Below are 13,592 nucleotides of genomic sequence, written 5' to 3'. Positions count from 1 at the left end.
TTTGTCGTGGGTGTCGTTCTCAACATCGAAAACGGAAAGCGGGAACCCGCCTCCATCAAGGATCTGATCGACCTGACGGCGGCCGACATGGGGCGCGTCAACGATTTGATCCTGTCGAAGGCCGGATCCGATGTCGAGATGATCCCGGAGGTCGCCAACCACTTGATCTCGTCGGGCGGCAAGCGGCTCAGGCCAATGCTGACGCTCGCCGCCGCACAGATGTTCGGCTATGCCGGCGAGGGCCACGTCAAGCTCGCCACATCGGTCGAGTTCATGCACACGGCGACGCTGCTCCACGACGACGTCGTCGACGAGAGCGGCATGCGACGCGGCAAGAAGACGGCCCGCATGATCTGGGGCAACCAGGCTAGCGTGCTGGTCGGCGACTTCCTGCTTGGCCAGGCATTCCGCATGATGGTCGATGTCGGTTCGCTGGAGGCGCTCGACATCCTGTCGAGCGCGGCCTCGATCATCGCCGAGGGCGAGGTCATGCAGCTTGCCGCCGCCAAGAACCTGGAGACCACCGAGGACGAGCATTTCGCCGTCATCAAGGCCAAGACCGCGGCCTTGTTCTCGGCTGCCGCCGAGGTCGGCCCCGTCATCGCCCAGGCGACGCGCAACGACCGCGCCGCCTTGCGCTCCTACGGCATGAATCTCGGGCTCGCCTTCCAGCTGATCGACGATGCGCTGGACTATGGCGGCACCAGCAAGGATCTGGGCAAGAATGTCGGCGACGATTTTCGCGAGGGCAAGGTGACGCTGCCGGTCATTCTCGCCTACCGGCGCGGCAGCAAGGCCGAGCGCACCTTCTGGAAGCGGGCCATCGAGGACAATGTCACCGATGACGCCGGCCTCGGAAAGGCGATCGGGCTGATGACCCACCACGGCGCGATCGCCGACACGATCGGGCGCGCCCGTCATTTCGGCGAGATCGCCCGCGACGCGCTGGCGCCGCTGGAGGCGACGCCGCAGAAATCGGCGCTGATCGACGTCATCGACTTCTGCATCAGCCGGGTGAACTGAGCCGCTGCCTTTCACGCAGCTCTCCTCTGGCTCGTGCTGGGGAGAAATCCGTGAATCCTTCTCCGCCGCCTCGACAAGCTGCCCGGCTGCAAATTATCTATAAAACATGGCAAAGGGCACGGACGACACCATCGCGGTGCGCATCGGCAAGGTTCTGGCGGATCGCATCATCTCGGGCGCGATCGAGCCGGGCGCCCGGTTGCGGCAGGACCATGTCGCCGAGGAGTTTAATACCAGCCATGTGCCCGTGCGCGAGGCCTTTCGCCGCCTCGAGGCGCAAGGCCTCGCCGTCAGCGAACCGCGCCGCGGCGTGCGCGTGGCGGCTTTCGACCTCGGCGAGGTCAAGGAGGTCGCCGAAATGCGGGCGGCGCTCGAAGTGCTGGCGCTGCGCCACGCGGCGCCGCATCTGACCTCCGCTATTCTCGATCGGGCCGAGGAGGCCAGCAAGGCCGGCGACAAATCCCGGGACGTCAGGTCGTGGGAAGAAGCCAACCGCGCCTTTCACCGGTTGATCCTGACGCCATGCGGCATGTCGCGTCTTCTCGCCACCATCGATGACCTGCACGCCGCAAGCGCCCGTTTCCTGTTCGCCGCATGGCGCTCGGAATGGGAGACCCGTACCGACCAGGACCACCGGGCGATATTGGCCGCCTTGCGGCAGGGCAACACCGAATCGGCCGCGGCGACATTGGGGCGGCACGTGCAATGGATTGGCCGCAAGCCGGTCAGGACAGCCTCCGGCACCACGCGAGAGGCCTTCGCGATCGTGGGCTAACCGCCTTGCGCAAGGCGTGCCTTGCCATCGTCCGAAAATTGTGGCTTCGATAATAGATCGAAGGCAAAAATTATCTATAATTTTGGATCGACCAAGGGAGCCCCTATGACCGACATCGCGTTCTCGTCCGCAAAACCGTCCTTCAGCCCGCTCCGGCTTCAGGAGCGATCGCTCGGCTGGCAGGCGGGCGCCGTCGTGCTCGGCACCCTGTTCCTGGCGCTGTCCTCCTACATCGAGGTGCCGATGGTGCCGGTTCCGGTGACGATGCAGACCTTTGCCGTGACGCTGGTCGGCGCGCTCTACGGCTGGCGGCTGGGCGCGATCACCATCGCCGCCTGGCTGGCCGAGGGTGCGGTCGGCTTCCCGGTTCTGGCCGGCGGGGCTGCCGGCGTACAACATTTTATTGGCCCGACGGGCGGCTATCTCTTCGCCTTCCCGGTTGTCGGCGCACTGGTCGGCTGGCTGGCGGAGCGCGGTTGGAACGGCGGCAGGGTCGTGCTTGCCTTCGTCGCCATGCTGCTCGGCAACCTGCTGTGCCTAGCCCTTGGCACGGCGTGGCTCGCCGTCATCATCGGCGCCGAGAAGGCTGTTGCCTTCGGCTTCCTGCCGTTTGTCCTCGGTGGCCTGCTCAAGTCGGCGCTTGGCGCCGCCACGCTGATGGCGCTCCCGCGCGGCAAGGCGAAATAGCGCCAGCCGTGACGATAAGGCTGCGCGCTCATCACCTCCTTTGCCTGCTCACCTATGTGGGCAAGGGATACAGCCCCGCATTCACGGCCAACTACGACGGTATCGCGCAGCGCCTTGGCCGGGGCGAGGACATACTGGTCGTGTCCGGCCCGGACGACATCTGCGCACCGTTGCTGGATGAACAGGAGCCACATTGCCTGCGGGACAGCGCCGCCGAGCGGGACCGGCTTGCCGCCCACGATGCCGGCGCCTTGCTCGGGCGACCAATCCGGGCCGGTGCGCGCCTCGATCCCGGTGCGGACATGCTGGCGCGGATGCGGCAGGCCTTCTCGGCCGGCCTCACGCGCGAGGCCTGCCGAGGCTGTGAATGGAGCGGCCTGTGCAGCGCGGTGGCGTCAGGCGGATATCAGGGCGCGCGCCTGCGGCCCTCCGGTCTTCCGGGCACTCCTGACGCCGATGCGCCGGTTTCGGGCTGAAAGCCGTTCTTTGCCGGCATGGTTTGTTAATCGGGTGACCCGATTGTGAATTCGAGGCGGATTGAAGCGTGACCCCAAAAAGGCCATGCTTTTCTCCGAAAGATCGAATCTACGTCGATCCCGCTGACGCGGAGATGGCGCCTGGCTGAAAGGGATACGATGCAGCAGGGACGTGCGCGCTGGCTGACAAGGCTGGCACTTGTGACGGGCATGGCGATTTCGGCGCTGCCGGCCTATGCCAAGCAGACCACCGAACCGGTGAAGATCACATCTTTCTCGGGAGCCTATCTGGCTGCCCGGATCGCCGAGGGTGACAACGACCTGGATAATGCCATTGCCTACTACAAGCAGGCCCTGGCCTTCGATCCAAGCGATACGGGCCTGCAGCAGAGCCTGATGCTGTCGCTGATCGCGCAAGGCCGCTTCGACGAATCCCTTGTCTATGCCGACAAGCTCAAGGAAGTTCCCGACGTCGAACGGTTCTCGCGCCTGGCGCTGGCGGTCGATTCCTTCCACAAGAAGGATTTTTCCAAGGCGCAGTATTGGTTGAAGCTGTCGCTGGAATCCGATCTCGACCGGCTGATCTCCGGCGTCATGTCCGGCTGGGCCCAAGAGGGCGCCGGCGACCCCAGCGAGGCGATGGCATCCATCGACAAGCTGCAGGGGCCGGACTGGTTCGGCCTGTTCAAATCCTTCCACCGCGCGCTGATCGCCGACGCGTCCAACATGCCTGAGAAGGCCGACGCGATCTATGCCGCGACCATGCAGGACACCGCCGCCGGCAGCGCGGCTCCCGAAACATGGATGCGCAATGCGCAGGCCTATGCCTCGTTCCTGGCCCGCAAGGGCGACACGGCCAAGGCGGTATCGGTGCTCGACCAGGCCGAGGCGTTTTCGCCGGGCAAGCTGGAAATTGTCGCCTTGCGCGACAGGATCAGCAAGGGCGACAAGATCCCGCCCTTCATAGCCGGCCCATCCGACGGCGCCTCCGAGATATTGCTCGATCTGGCAACCGCGCTCAATCGCGGCGGCGGTGAGCCTTTCGTCAGGCTCTATCTGCAGTATGCGCTGGCGCTGAAACCCGACAGCGATGCCGCCCTGGTGCAGCTTGCCGCCGTTTCCGAACAGCTGAAGGACGGCGAGGGGGCCATCGCGCTCTACCGACGGATACCGGATACCTCGCCGCTGAAGGAGCTTTCGGACTTACAGCTTGGCCTCAACCTGGCCGATCTCGATCGCCATGACGAGGCGATCACGCATCTGAAGGCCTTCGTCGATGCGCATCCCAACGACATGCGCGCCTATCTGGCGCTTGGTGGGGTCTACTCGTCGAAGGAGGATTTCCGTTCCGCCGCCAATCTCTACGACAAGGCCGTCGAGGCGCTGAAGACGCCGACCGCCGCCAACTGGAATATCTTCTACCAGCGCGGCATCGCCTATGAGCGGCTGAAGGAATGGCCGAAGGCCGAGCCCAATTTCCGCAAGGCGTTGGAATTGCAGCCCGACCAGCCGCAGGTGCTGAACTATCTCGGCTATTCCTGGGTCGACATGAATATGAACCTGAAGGAAGGCTTGGCGATGATACAGAAGGCCGTCGATCTCAGGCCGAGCGACGGTTACATCGTCGACTCGCTGGGTTGGGCCTATTTCCGCCTCGGCAGGTACGATGACGCGGTGCGCGAAATGGAACGCGCGGTGTCGCTGAAGCCGGAAGATCCGGTGCTGAACGACCATCTCGGCGACGCCTATTGGCGCGTCGGCCGCAAGCTGGAAGCCACCTTCCAGTGGAACCAGGCGCGCGACCTGAAGCCGGATCCCGACGTGCTTGCCGCCTTGCAGCAGAAGCTGATGAAGGGCCTGCCGCCGATCGAGTCCAACACGGCGCAGGAAACCCCCAAGGTCAAGCCGGCACCGGCTGCGCCGAAGGGCTAAAATGAAATGATGTTGGTCGTGAACGGGGCCCTTGTCGGGCTCCGTTTTCGTTGGCAGCCACGTCAGAACAGCTTGCGGTAGACGACGAAGCCCGAGCGTTCGCCGATCCTGTCGTAGAGCTTCATGGCGGTGTGATTGGTCTCGTGCGTCAGCCAGTAGACCCGGCCCGAACCGGCCGCCTGCGCCCGCTCGTAGACGCCCTCGATGAGAGCCCGGCCGATGCCCTTGCCGCGCAAGGTCTCGTCGGTGAAAAGATCCTGCAGGTAGCAGTTTGGCGCGATCGCCGTGGTGCTGCGGTGGAAGAGGTAGTGCACGAGGCCGACGAGCCGTCCTTCACTTTCGGCAACCAGCGCATGCACCGGCTCATAGGCGTCGAAGAAGCGCGACCATGTCATGGCGGTGATCTCGCTTGCCAGCGCCGTCTCGCCCGAGCGCCCGTAAAACGCGTTGTAGCCGTCCCACAGCGGCAGCCATTGCGCGAAATCCTGGCGCGTGACCGGGCGGACGGTGATGGAGTTGGGCATGGCTGACCTGTTGTCTGGCGAGGCGGAGTTGTGAGCGTTCACCAGAAGGCACGTGCTCATCGCCGGCAATGGGCCAGCCGCTCGCAAAGCTTTCGACATGCCTCGCGACGCCCGCGCCTTGCTTGACGCTTCGCCGCCGTGTCTCTAGGACGGGGCCGCAAGTCAGCCCTTGCAGCCGAGGCCACCGTGACGATTGAAATCCCCGCCCATATGCATCCCAGCCGCTCCTTTCAGGGGCTGATCCTGACTCTGCACAATTACTGGGCGGACTATGGCTGCGTCATCCTCCAGCCCTACGACATGGAGGTCGGCGCCGGCACCTTCCATCCGGCCACGACGCTGCGGGCGCTTGGACCGAGGCGCTGGAACGCCGCCTACGTCCAGCCTTCGCGCCGCCCCAAGGACGGCCGCTACGGCGAGAATCCGAACCGGCTGCAGCACTACTACCAGTATCAGGTGATCCTGAAGCCCAATCCGCCCAACTTGCAGGAGCTCTATCTCGGCTCGTTGGCGGCGATCGGCGTCGACCCGCTGCTGCATGACATCCGCTTTGTCGAAGACGATTGGGAAAGCCCGACGCTGGGCGCCTGGGGCCTTGGCTGGGAATGCTGGTGCGACGGCATGGAGGTGTCGCAGTTCACCTACTTCCAGCAGGTCTGCGGCATCGAATGCGCACCGGTTGCCGGCGAACTCACTTATGGCCTGGAACGATTGGCCATGTATGTGCAGGGCGTCGACAATGTCTACGACCTCAATTTCAACGGCCGCGACGGCGCCGACAAGGTCACCTACGGCGATGTCTTCCTGCAGGCCGAGCAAGAATATTCGCGTCACAATTTCGAATACGCCGACACGGCGATGCTGCTGCGCCACTTCGACGATGCCGAGGCCGAATGCAAAGCGCTGCTTGAGGCCGGCGCGCCCGCATCGAACGACAATCTGCCTATGCACCGCATGGTCTTTCCCGCCTACGACCAGTGCATCAAGGCCAGCCACGTCTTCAACCTGCTCGACGCCCGCGGCGTGATCTCCGTCACCGAGCGGCAGAGCTATATCCTGCGCGTGCGCAATCTGGCGAAAGCCTGTGGCGAGGCGTTCTTGAAGACGCAGGCCGGCGGATTGGCGGCCTGAGCTCAGGCATTTTCGCTCATCAATTCGAGGGAAGCGTTGATCGGCGATAGAATCTGGCCGCTCGGGCCGGCCATTATACGCAATGCTTGGCGCACGCCCGGCATCGAGAAGGCGCCATGGGCCTGAGCGGTGAAGCAGGCGATGAGCGCCAGGATTTGCAAAAGTCTGGATGCCGTTTTCATGGTCGTTCAGCCAATAGCTCTCTGCCTGAGCGTGGGTCGCTTCAGCGCTGCGTTCGGTTCATGGAAATCTTTGATCCAAGGACGAGTGGGATCATCCCGTCCCGACAGGACGCCCAAAATTTCTGGAAAGGGTGACAGCGGCCAGCCGAGTTGCTATGGCCTCTTTACCTCCCCCTGGATGGGGGAGGTCGCCGCGAAGCGGCGGGTGGGGGTGACAGCGCGACTTCTCATGCCGAAACTCGATCGGTTCAAACTGCGGTCGGCGCAACGGCTTCGTGCGGCGATGACCGACGAAGAACGCATCTTGTGGCGGCACCTATGGCGCATCCCGGTGGAAGGCACTCATTTTCGCAAGCAGGCGTCGGTCGGTATTTACTTCCCTGATTTCATCTCACACCGCCTGAAACTGATCGTCGAGGTGGACGGCGCTCACCACAGTTTCGATCGTCAGCAACGACACGACGAAATTCGGACAAAATGGTTCGAAAGTCAGGGCTATCGTGTCATCCGTTTCTGGAACCACGAAATCAAAAACGAACTGGATTCCGTGCTCGATACGATCTATGCGGCGGTGGAAGAACGAAAAACAGACCTTCGTCCGCCAGACGCCGAAGGCGCTTGAGATTGAGACGCCGCCACCCCACCCCGGCGCTGACGCGCCGACCCTCCCCATCGAGGGGAGGGTGAGGAGCTATCCATGCCTGACCTGCTTCTAGAACTTCGCTCCGAGGAAATCCCGGCCCGCATGCAGCGCAAGGCGGCTGGCGATCTGAGGAAGATGCTGACCGACGGCCTGGTCGAGGCAGGGCTGACCTACGAGGCGGCGCGCGAGTACTGGACACCGCGGCGACTGGCGCTCGACATCAGGGGCCTGACCGCGCGCTCGAAGGATATCCGCGAGGAGATCAAGGGGCCGTCGACGACGGCGCCGGAACAGGCGGTCCAGGGCTTCCTGCGCAAGGCCGGGCTTTCCTCGGTCGCCGAGGCACACGTCCATTCCGACCCGAAGAAAGGCGATTTCTACGTCGCCCATGTCTCGAAGCCGGGCAGGGCGGCGGAAGAGATCATCGCCGGACTGGTGCCTGACATCATCCGCAATTTCCCGTGGCCGAAATCGATGCGTTGGGGGCCGGCCTCGGCCAAGCCCGGCTCGCTGCGCTGGGTGCGGCCGCTGCAATCGATCCTGTGCACCTTCGGTCCGGAAACCGAGGAGCCGGTCGTGGTCGATTTCGAGATCGACGGCATCCGTTCGGGCAATGTCACTTACGGCCACCGCTTTCACGCGCCCGGCGAAATCACCGTGCGCCGCTTCGACGACTATGTAAGCAAGCTGGAAGCGGCCAAGGTCGTGCTCGACGCAGACCGGCGCAAGGAGATCATCCTTGCCGATGCCCGCAACCTCGCTTTCGCCAACGGGCTTGATCTGGTCGAGGACGAGGGGCTTCTGGAAGAGGTGTCCGGGCTGGTGGAATGGCCTGTCGTGCTGATGGGCGCGTTCGAAGACGCTTTCCTGGCCATTCCGGCCGAGGTGATCCGCCTGACCATCCGCGCCAACCAGAAGTGCTTTGTGACATCGCGCCCAATCTCCCCCCTCGAGGGGGAGATGTCGGCGAAGCCGACAGAGGGGGTCGGCACGACGGGACGCGACTCCCTTTCGCACACAGAGGACGCCGGCGCTCCACGTGAGACGACCCCCTCTGCCCTGCCGGGCATCTCCCCCTCAAGGGGGGAGATCAGCGAACTTTCCAACCGTTTCATCCTCACCGCCAATATCGAGGCTAGTGACGGCGGCAAGGAGATCGCCCACGGCAACGGCAAGGTGGTGCGCGCGCGCCTCTCCGACGCGCTCTATTTCTGGACGACCGACCAGGGCGATCTGCCTGATCTCGCTGAGCTCGAGGCGTCGGCGAAAAAGTTCGGGCTTGACCTGAAGAAGCCTCTCGACCAGCGCATCGCGCGCCTCGACCACCTCAATGTGACCTTCCATGCCAAGCTTGGCATGCAGGGCGCGCGCGTGGAGCGGATCAGGCGATTGGCGGAGGAACTGGCGCCGCTCGTCGGCGCCGATCCCGCGCTCGCCGCTCGCGCCGCGGTTCTCGCCAAGGCCGATCTGACCACCGAAGTGGTCGGCGAGTTTCCCGAATTGCAGGGCGCCATGGGCCGCAAATACGCGTTGCTCCAGGGCGAGCATCCGTCCGTGGCGGCAGCCATCGAAGAGCACTACAAACCGCAGGGGCCGTCCGATTACGTGCCGAGCGATCCGGTGTCGATCGCCGTCGCGCTCGCCGACAAGCTGGATACGCTTGTCGGCTTCTGGGCCATCGATGAAAAACCGACCGGCTCGAAGGATCCTTACGCGCTGCGCCGCGCTGCGCTCGGCGTGGTGAGGATTTTGGTCGAGAACCGCATTCGACTGGGGCTGACGACGATCTTCGGCAGCGCCTCCATGAATTACACGGTTGGCAGTACGGATCAGGTCCGAGACCTCCTCGCCTTCTTCCACGACCGCCTGAAAGTCTACCTGCGCGATCAGGGCGCTCGCCACGACCTGATCGACGCTGTCATCACGCCGCAGTCGGATGACCTGCTGCAGATCGTACGCCGCGTCGAGGCGCTCGGCACTTTCCTCGACACCGAGAACGGCAAGAACCTGCTTGCCGGCACCAAGCGCGCGGCCAATATTTTGGCTGCCGAGGAGAAGAAGAAAACGGCGATCGCCGAAACCGTCGAGCCCGCGCTGTTCCGCGAGGATGCCGAGAAATCGCTGTTCGCGGCGGTGAATCAGGCCGAGAAGCAAGCCGGCGAAGCGATTCAAAACGAAGACTTTTCCGCCGCCATGCTGGCGCTTAGCGTTTTGCGCGAACCGGTTGATTCATTCTTTGAACGCGTTCTCGTGAATGATGAGGATCAGGCCGTGCGCGCCAATCGATTGGCGCTGCTCGCCCGCATCCGCGCGGCCACCGACCAGGTTGCGGATTTCTCCAAGATCGCGGGCTAGAGACTTCAGGCGGCGACACTCGTCCACGGCGCAAAAGCGGCCTGTCCGGCAATGGTGCCGGACGCCGGACCGACGTCAAGACAGCCGCTACTTGAGCTTGCCGACTCCAGGGACGGGCTGCTGCGCTGCCGCCGCCGGCGCGGCTGCCGGTGATGTCGCCGGGGTCTTCTGCCCATTCGCCGCCGGTGCCGTCGAAGCGGTGGCGGTTGCAGGGGCAGTGGCCGGCACCTTGGCCTGCGTGGGCGTCGAGAAGGCGCTGCCGACGATACCGCCGCGAATGATCATCGGGTTTTGCAGGAAGCCGTGCCGCGCCTCAGGCGCGTTCGGGATCGCCGCCACCTTTTCATAGGTGACGTCAGGGTCGCCGAGTGCGGTGACCGACCGCGTATCGCCTGCCTGGGCAGCGTCGGCTGCCTCCAGCGTGACAATGGACGGCGTTGCGGACGGCGCTCCGGGAAAGACCAGTGACGAGGCCTGGGCCCCGCCGGCCATCGCCGCCAGAGTGACACCCAGCGTTCCCCAAATACGCACAGACACGATGAAAGCTCCCCATTACCCGGAAGCCCCACGATAGCGGGTCGGAATTGATGCCGGCTTTCGCGGAACCGTAGCATTTTAGGGATTGTTAAATCGCCAAGGGCCGGGCTTGCCCCTTGGACGCCATCGTACTACGCAGCCGGCATTCGTGAGGTGACCAGAGTGGCTGAAATTCTTGCCGTCGGCGAGGCGATGGAACGGGCATTGGCGCTGCTTGAAAGCGGCGAGGTGGTCGCCATTCCGACCGAGACCGTCTATGGGCTCGCCGGCGACGCCACCAACGGCATCGGCGTGGCGCGCATCTTCGAGGCCAAGGGGCGGCCGCGCTTCAACCCTCTGATCGCCCATATCGCCGATATGGAGATGGCCGAGCGCATCGCTGTGTTCGATCCGCTGTCGAGGAAATTGGCGCTTGCGTTCTGGCCAGGTCCTTTGACGCTGGTGCTGCCGCAGCGGCCCGGCAACGGCACCCATCCTTTGGTCACCGCCGGGCTCGACACGATCGCCTTGCGCATGCCGAGGGGCTTTGGCGGCGACCTGATTGCAAGGCTCGGCCGGCCGCTTGCGGCCCCCAGCGCCAATTCCTCCGGCAGGATCAGCGCGACGACGGCGCAAGCCGTGGCGGCTGATCTCGGCGCACGCATAAAGCTGGTCGTCGATGGCGGGGCGACGCCGGTCGGGCTGGAATCGACCATCGTCAAGGCCGAAGAGGGAAAATTGCGTCTGCTGAGGCCCGGCGGGATTGCCGCCCAGGAAATCGAGGCGGTCGTCGGCATGGAGTTGTTGCGCGGCGCCGACGCCGGTGTCGAGGCGCCGGGCATGCTTGCCTCGCACTATGCGCCTGACGCCGCGGTGCGGCTCAACGCCGGGACCGTCGGCGAAGGCGAGGCGCTGCTGGCCTTCGGCAAACGTCGCGCCGAAGGCTGGCAAAACGCGGCCGCCTGCCTCAATCTGTCCGAGGCTGGCGACCTGCGCGAAGCGGCGAGCAATCTTTTCGCCTACATGCAGGAGCTCGATCGCAGCGGCGCGCGGATCATCGCCGTCGAACCGGTTCCCTTCGACGGGCTCGGCGAAGCGATCAACGATCGGCTTTCGCGGGCCGCCGCGCCGCGTGACAATAGCTTGCCGCCAACATAGTTTCGCGCACATGACCGACATCGCCGAGATTCCCGACACCGCTCTCATCGACCGCTTCGCGGCGATCGTCGGTGAGAAATACGCGCTGCGCGACCAGCGCGATATAGCACCCTACATCACCGAACGGCGCGGGCTGTGGCATGGCGCGACATCGCTTGTGCTGCGGCCAGGCAGCGTCGAGGAGGTCAGCCGGATCATGCGGCTGGCGACCGAGACGGCAACGCCGGTCGTGCCGCAAAGCGGCAATACCGGGCTGGTCGGCGCCCAGGTGCCGGACAACTCCGGCCGCGAGATCGTGCTGTCCCTGTCGCGGCTGAACCGCATCCGCGAGATCGATGTCTTGTCCAACACCGTGACGGCGGAGGCCGGCGTCATCTTGCAGACGTTGCAGGAAGCGGCCGATGCCGCAGACCGGCTGTTTCCGCTGTCGCTGGCCGCGCAGGGCTCCTGCCAGATCGGCGGCAATCTTTCCTCCAATGCCGGCGGCACCGGCGTGCTGGCCTATGGCAATGCACGCGAGCTCTGCCTCGGCGTCGAGGTGGTGTTGCCGACCGGCGAAGTGTTCGACGATCTGCGCAAGCTGAAGAAGGACAATACCGGCTACGACCTCAAGAACCTGTTCGTCGGCGCCGAAGGCACGCTCGGCATCATCACCGCCGCCGTGCTGAAACTGTTCCCGAAGCCGAAAGGTCGCGAGGTCGCGTTCGTCGGCCTGCCGTCGGCCGAGGCGGCGCTGTCGCTGTTCAGCCTGGCGACGGACCGCGCCGGCGCCGCGCTCACCGCCTTCGAGCTGATCGGCAAGCGGCCCTACGATTTCACGCTGGCGCATGCCCAGGGCGTGGTGCGGCCGCTGGCGCAGGATTGGCCGTGGTATGTGCTGATGCAGATCTCGTCCGGCCGTTCACCGGAAGATGCCAGGGCCTTGATCGAGGACGTGCTCGGGGCCGGGCTGGAACAGGAAATCGTCGGCGATGCGGTGATCGCGGCCAGCCTTGCGCAAGGCGATGCCTTCTGGAATTTTCGCGAGGTGCTGCCCGACGCGCAGAAGCCCGAGGGCGCCTCGATCAAGCATGACATTTCGGTCCCGGTGGCATCGATCCCACGTTTCATCGAAGAGGCCGCCGGCGCGGTGGCTTCGGTCAGCCCCGGAGCGCGCGTGGTCTGCTTCGGCCATATGGGCGACGGCAATCTCCACTATAACATCTCGCGGCCAGTCGACGGCGACGACCAGGCGTTCCTCGATCTCTACCACCCCATGAACAAGGCCGTGCACGACGTCGTGCGCTCCTTCCACGGCTCGATCTCGGCCGAGCACGGCATCGGCCAGTTGAAGCGGGACGAACTGATCGCCACCGCCCCGCCGATGGCAATCGACCTGATGCGCAGGGTCAAGCAGGCCTTCGACCCCGCCGGCATCATGAATCCTGGTAAGGTTATCTGATCCTTTCGGATTCAAGCGCTCGGTCGCATTCCGATAACCATCCCCGTGATCAGCAAAATTTAACCGACTTTCTTAAGCGCGGCGGTAAGGAGGCCGCGCTACTGTTTCCCCATAACGAGGCCGGGAAAACTGGCCCGGAGAGAACCGGACACCGGCTCTCAGGAGAAACAGGAAGGCATTCAATGAACACTGGACTGAAGCCAGTCTGGGCGGGACGCAACATGCGCCTCGACCCATTCCGCCTGCCGCAGGTGGTAAGCTACGCCACGCGCGACGACTATGGCGACGTGACCTTCACCATCGACCACCGTGGCGCCGTGATCCGCCGCCTGCTCGAGATGAGCGGCGTACCGGCAATCATCGCTCTGCCCGCCAATGCGTTCCGCGGCGTTGCCGCCCGCGCGATGGAGGACCCGGAAGGTAACGTCACGGTGACTTTGGAACTCCTGCACAATGATCCGATGCTGTCGGTGCCGCTGCTGGTGGCCGACGATCTCGACGACGTCGCCGCCGACTGGCGCGCCTGGGCCGACGCCTATCGCCTGCCGATGCTGTTGATCGAATCGGACGGCATCGCCCGCACGCTGGAGGAATCGCTCGGCGCGGCCATCAAGACGCTGCCGCCGCAGGACCGCCGCAAGGGCCGCGTTTCGACCATGCGCCGCCCGCGCTTCCTCGCCCGCCGCAGGGCGGGTGACCTCGGTCTCAGGCTGGTGATCGGCGGCGAGGAGATCATCGCGCGCGAATAG

13 protein-coding genes are annotated in these 13,592 nt (G+C 64.5%); 11 read left to right on the top strand and 2 right to left on the bottom strand.

Translation table 11 applies throughout. The features are described from left to right. The first annotated feature begins 6 nt into the window (after positions 1 to 6). The 5 genes from FJ867_RS19730 to FJ867_RS19710 all read left to right on the top strand — a co-directional run bounded on the left by FJ867_RS19730 (position 7) and on the right by FJ867_RS19710 (position 4,893). Positions 7 to 1,023 (top strand): polyprenyl synthetase family protein, encoded by a 1,017-nt coding sequence (locus tag FJ867_RS19730; protein ID WP_140818317.1) that lies wholly within the window; start codon positions 7 to 9, stop codon positions 1,021 to 1,023. 106 nt (positions 1,024 to 1,129) lie between these two features. Continuing rightward, a complete protein-coding gene (locus FJ867_RS19725; protein WP_140497988.1) occupies positions 1,130 to 1,798 on the top strand; it encodes a GntR family transcriptional regulator in 669 nt (222 codons plus the stop codon). A gap of 105 nt (positions 1,799 to 1,903) precedes the next feature. Next, positions 1,904 to 2,485 carry a biotin transporter BioY gene (locus tag FJ867_RS19720; protein WP_140818315.1) on the top strand — a complete coding sequence of 194 codons (582 nt, stop codon included), beginning with the start codon at positions 1,904 to 1,906 and terminating at the stop codon, positions 2,483 to 2,485. 8 nt (positions 2,486 to 2,493) lie between these two features. Next, the gene (locus FJ867_RS19715) at positions 2,494 to 2,961 is read left to right on the top strand and encodes a DUF1284 domain-containing protein (protein WP_140497994.1); all 468 of its coding nucleotides are present in this window, start codon (positions 2,494 to 2,496) and stop codon (positions 2,959 to 2,961) included. 159 nt (positions 2,962 to 3,120) lie between these two features. Continuing rightward, positions 3,121 to 4,893, top strand: coding sequence for a tetratricopeptide repeat protein (locus tag FJ867_RS19710; protein ID WP_140818313.1), 1,773 nt, complete (start codon positions 3,121 to 3,123; stop codon positions 4,891 to 4,893). A gap of 62 nt (positions 4,894 to 4,955) precedes the next feature. Here FJ867_RS19710 and FJ867_RS19705 read toward each other — a convergent pair whose 3' ends face one another. Continuing rightward, positions 4,956 to 5,417, bottom strand: a complete 462-nt coding sequence (locus tag FJ867_RS19705) for a GNAT family N-acetyltransferase (RefSeq protein ID WP_140818311.1) — start codon at positions 5,415 to 5,417, stop codon at positions 4,956 to 4,958. Between the two features lie 186 nt (positions 5,418 to 5,603). Here FJ867_RS19705 and FJ867_RS19700 point away from each other — a divergent pair, with 186 nt between their 5' ends. The 3 genes from FJ867_RS19700 (at position 5,604) to glyS (ending at position 9,728) form a co-directional block, all read left to right on the top strand. Continuing rightward, positions 5,604 to 6,548 carry a glycine--tRNA ligase subunit alpha gene (locus FJ867_RS19700; RefSeq protein ID WP_140818309.1) on the top strand — a complete coding sequence of 315 codons (945 nt, stop codon included), beginning with the start codon at positions 5,604 to 5,606 and terminating at the stop codon, positions 6,546 to 6,548. Positions 6,549 to 6,689: 141 nt separating this feature from the next. Next, positions 6,690 to 7,352, top strand: a complete 663-nt coding sequence (locus tag FJ867_RS29090; RefSeq protein ID WP_246675086.1) for a DUF559 domain-containing protein — start codon at positions 6,690 to 6,692, stop codon at positions 7,350 to 7,352. 75 nt (positions 7,353 to 7,427) lie between these two features. Then, a complete protein-coding gene (glyS, locus tag FJ867_RS19685; RefSeq protein ID WP_140818307.1) occupies positions 7,428 to 9,728 on the top strand; it encodes a glycine--tRNA ligase subunit beta in 2,301 nt (766 codons plus the stop codon). 87 nt (positions 9,729 to 9,815) lie between these two features. Here glyS and FJ867_RS19680 read toward each other — a convergent pair whose 3' ends face one another. Continuing rightward, positions 9,816 to 10,265: a hypothetical protein gene (locus FJ867_RS19680; RefSeq protein ID WP_140559365.1), complete on the bottom strand. Its 450-nt coding sequence runs from the start codon at positions 10,263 to 10,265 to the stop codon at positions 9,816 to 9,818. A 162-nt stretch (positions 10,266 to 10,427) separates the two neighbouring features. Here FJ867_RS19680 and FJ867_RS19675 point away from each other — a divergent pair, with 162 nt between their 5' ends. The 3 genes from FJ867_RS19675 to FJ867_RS19665 all read left to right on the top strand — a co-directional run bounded on the left by FJ867_RS19675 (position 10,428) and on the right by FJ867_RS19665 (position 13,592). Continuing rightward, positions 10,428 to 11,402: an L-threonylcarbamoyladenylate synthase gene (locus FJ867_RS19675; RefSeq protein WP_140762446.1), complete on the top strand. Its 975-nt coding sequence runs from the start codon at positions 10,428 to 10,430 to the stop codon at positions 11,400 to 11,402. 10 nt (positions 11,403 to 11,412) lie between these two features. After that, entirely contained in the window at positions 11,413 to 12,843 is a 1,431-nt protein-coding gene (locus tag FJ867_RS19670; protein ID WP_140818305.1) for an FAD-binding oxidoreductase, read from the top strand. A gap of 182 nt (positions 12,844 to 13,025) precedes the next feature. Beyond that, positions 13,026 to 13,592, top strand: coding sequence for a DUF6101 family protein (locus tag FJ867_RS19665; RefSeq protein WP_140498020.1), 567 nt, complete (start codon positions 13,026 to 13,028; stop codon positions 13,590 to 13,592).

Source organism: Mesorhizobium sp. B2-5-3 (assembly GCF_006441005.1).
In the GTDB taxonomy this organism is placed as follows: Bacteria; Pseudomonadota; Alphaproteobacteria; order Rhizobiales; family Rhizobiaceae; genus Mesorhizobium.
This window is presented reverse-complemented; position numbering and strand designations above follow the sequence as displayed.